Source organism: Pseudoalteromonas sp. S558, from assembly GCF_005886635.1.
Taxonomy (GTDB): Bacteria; Pseudomonadota; Gammaproteobacteria; order Enterobacterales; family Alteromonadaceae; genus Pseudoalteromonas; species Pseudoalteromonas aliena.
Genome location: NZ_PNDU01000125.1, coordinates 1 through 3410, shown reverse-complemented (window position 1 = coordinate 3410; position 3410 = coordinate 1). Strand labels below are relative to the sequence as shown.

The window sequence follows — 3410 nt, the reverse complement described above, 5'->3', positions numbered from 1 at the left end:
GGTTTGTAACCTAGTGGGCTAAGTAAAAACCGAGCAACAAAGAGTTAATCGTCCCTAGATAGAGCCCAAAGGGCAGCGCATGTTTGGTATTTATGCTGCGTTATCGCCTATTTATGGGGAATGACCACACATCACAGGCTCTGTCTTGCCTAAATACCAAACGTACTGCTGCAAAATCAATCACGAAAGGTCAACACGCCCCAACCTAAGCAACTATTCGATTCCGTCGAGCAGGTAGTGCTCTACCCGCTCAACACGACGTGGCTTACCTTGCAAAACTAAAATATCGTTTGCCAATAACAAAGTTTGATCTGATGGGGCATCAATTTCACGATCTTGCCTGCGCAACGCTTTTATCGACACTTTTCGTTTTGCTAAGTTAAGCTCACTAATACTTTTATTTACGGCGTATGCTTTATCGGGCAAGGCTATAACGTGTAAATATTCTAATCTGTCGCTGCTATTTTCATCGCCATCAATATGTTCACCTGTAAAAAAACGTTGTAAAAACTGATAGCGGTTACGGCGTTCTTTGCTTACGCGCCTAACAATTCGACTCATAGGCACGCCCGACATAGATAATACATGCGACACAAGCATTAAGCTTGCTTCTAACGTTTCGGGCACAACTTCGGTTACCCCCAATTCTTTTAATTTTTCGAGCTGGCTATCATCTCGTGTGCGTATAAGTATTTTAACTTCGGGCGCTATTTGTTTAATGGCATCTATTACTACTTGTGTTTGCTCGAACTCGGTAAAGGTAATAATAACGAGACGCGCACGTTCTACACCGGCACATTTTAAAATATCTTTTTGTTTAACATGCCCATATATCACGGGCTCACCTGCGGCTTTGCCTTCTTGAACAAGTATTGGATTACTCTCAATAGCAACGTACTCGATTGCCTCAGGCTTTAAAAACCGTGCAATTGTTTGCCCTACTCTCGAAAAACCACAAATAACGACATGATTACTATAAAGTGTGCTGCTTTTAGGCTCGCTTTCCCAAGCCATGATTGCTCTATCAAGTACACCTAAACGTTTTAGTATAAATGGAGTTTTATCAATCAAAAATGGTGTAAATGCCATTGAAAGTACACCCAGTGCAATTAAAAATGAGGCTTGTTCGCTAGTTAATAGTTGCTGCTGACTGCCCAAAGCAATAAGCACAAAGCCAAACTCACCCATTTGCCAAAGCATAATTGCACATGCCAATGCATCTTGCTTTCGCTCTCCCATAAGCTGAGCACTGATTGCAACAACGGCAATTTTTAAAATTAATAAGCCAAGCAACGCTCCAATAATAAACAAGCTATTGCTGAGCACATAAAGGATATCGAGCTGCATACCTACAGTTACAAAAAATAACCCCATTAAAATATCGCGAAAAGGCCTTATATCAGCCTCTAGTTGATGCCTATAATGACTCTCCCCTAGCATCATGCCAGCTAAAAAAGCGCCCAAAGCCATAGATAAGCCAAACATGTACGTTAAAAGTGCTGCAAATAAAGCAACCAATAATGTGGTAAGTACAAATAACTCATCAGTACGCACTAGCGCTATTTCATTAAATACTTTGGGAAGCACCCATTTGCCTATTGCCCATAACAATAAACACACAAATGCGCCCTTAGAAAGAGCAAAAGCGAGCGCCCAGCTAATACTTTGCGAATCGCTTGTGGCAAGTAAAGGAAGAATAATAAGCAGAGGAACAACCGCGATATCCTGAAATAACAACATGCCGATGGCAAGTTGCCCTCGGCGCTGATTAAGCTCCCCTGTTTCTTTTAATAACTTAACCACTACCGCCGTAGAAGAAAGCGCCATAATAACGCCGATGGTAAAGCTGGTGAGCAAGCTAAAACTTAAGCTATACAGCGTAATAATAAACACAAAACTGGTTACTACAACTTGTAAGGAGCCTAAACCAAACACAATATTTCGCATTGCCATTAAACGTGAAATAGAAAATTCGAGCCCTAAACTAAATAACAAAAATACAATACCAAGCTCGGCCACAAAGTCGATTTCGTGCGTTTGCGCCATCCAACCAATACCATGACTACCCGCTAAAACGCCAGTTGCTAAGTACGCCAAAATAGGCGGCAAACCAATACGCTTAAAAAACCACACCAAAAGAACCGCTGCGACCAATAAGCCAAAAATTTGAACATTAATACTCTGCAAGTACGGCCTCTCGCGCTAATTAAACAGTGGAACTTACTTTAAATATAGCAAGCATCTGTTTTTCAGCCAGTTTTAAAATATGGCATAGAAATAGCTTGTTAAGTGCAAAGCAACACCCTCGGGGGAGAATAGAATGGAAAATGTCCATATTTTGACACAACGTGTAACTGGTCGCGGTGATTTTTTGCCGTTTTCAGCCGAACCTACACGTTTAGATGAGCCTACGGCAACGCATGAGCTTGTTACTGAATTACAAACTAGTTTAATCATTGAAGATATTTTGGCTATGTATGCAAAGTTTGCAAAAAAGTTGCTGAACTTTTCAGGGCTACAGTTTCAATCAACGCTTGGTACTACACAAACATCAGATAGCAGTACTACAAGCACGCCATATTTTTACGATTTAAGCATTGGCAAAGAGCATTTAGGACAGCTAATATATTTTAGCCAGTATCCGCTTAATGCTGTAATTGAAAGAAAACTACGGGCTTTGCACGCTGCCCTTGTTTACCCACTTCGTAATGCAATGATGTATAGCCGAGTGTTAAAACTCGCGACAAAAGATGCATTAACAGGGTTAAATAATCGTAGTCAATTTAATGACATTTTATTACAAAAGCTTGAAAATTGCCGACGTTATCAACGCCCATTCAGCCTTATGTTGCTTGATTTAGATAACTTTAAACAAGTAAACGATAACTTTGGTCATAAAATTGGCGATGACACGCTCATTGAATTTTCTAAGATTTTATGCAGCAGTATTCGCGGCACCGACTCTGTATTTCGATTTGGCGGCGATGAATTTGCAATATTAATTGAAGATCCAGAGTTTACTACCAATAAAGTGATTGCTGAGCGTATTATGCGCCTAGTTAGGCACTCAAGTGTGATGTTGCAATATAAAGTAACAACCAGTATTGGCTTTACATTAGCAAGCAGCAAAGATTGCGAAAATGAGATATTTGCTCGTGCCGATAAAGGTTTATACAAAGCAAAAGCGTCTGGCAGAAACTGCGCAAAAGCCTATTAATCGCAGCATCGAAACCAATTTCCAATAAAAAGCCTAGCTTCCCCCGCTAGGCTTTTTATTGGTGCGTGTTTAGCCAAAAAATGTGACTAATACCAAACTGCATAATTCTTTGATCAATTTAACGAATTAAATTGCACTATAACGTCGTTAAAAATTTTTTATTTAGAACAACTAGATACAAAAATTTTTTGCG

General features: G+C 40.0%; 2 protein-coding genes. One reads left to right on the top strand and one right to left on the bottom strand.

Going from position 1 to position 3410, the window contains the following annotated elements; translation table 11 throughout:
* Window positions 1–213: 213 nt before the first annotated feature.
* The gene (locus CWB66_RS09970) at window positions 214–2187 is read right to left on the bottom strand and encodes a monovalent cation:proton antiporter family protein (protein WP_138585262.1); all 1974 of its coding nucleotides are present in this window, start codon (window positions 2185–2187) and stop codon (window positions 214–216) included.
* A gap of 133 nt (window positions 2188–2320) precedes the next feature.
* Between CWB66_RS09970 and CWB66_RS09965 the strand changes: the two genes are divergently transcribed.
* Window positions 2321–3217 carry a GGDEF domain-containing protein gene (locus CWB66_RS09965; protein ID WP_138585261.1) on the top strand — a complete coding sequence of 299 codons (897 nt, stop codon included), beginning with the start codon at window positions 2321–2323 and terminating at the stop codon, window positions 3215–3217.
* The last annotated feature ends 193 nt before the right edge of the window (window positions 3218–3410 follow it).

What these genes read in the sequence shown, in the direction of transcription:
- CWB66_RS09965 (WP_138585261.1), top strand. Translation starts at nt 2,321, where the DNA reads ATGGAAAATGTCCATATTTTGACACAACGTGTAACTGGTCGCGGTGAT.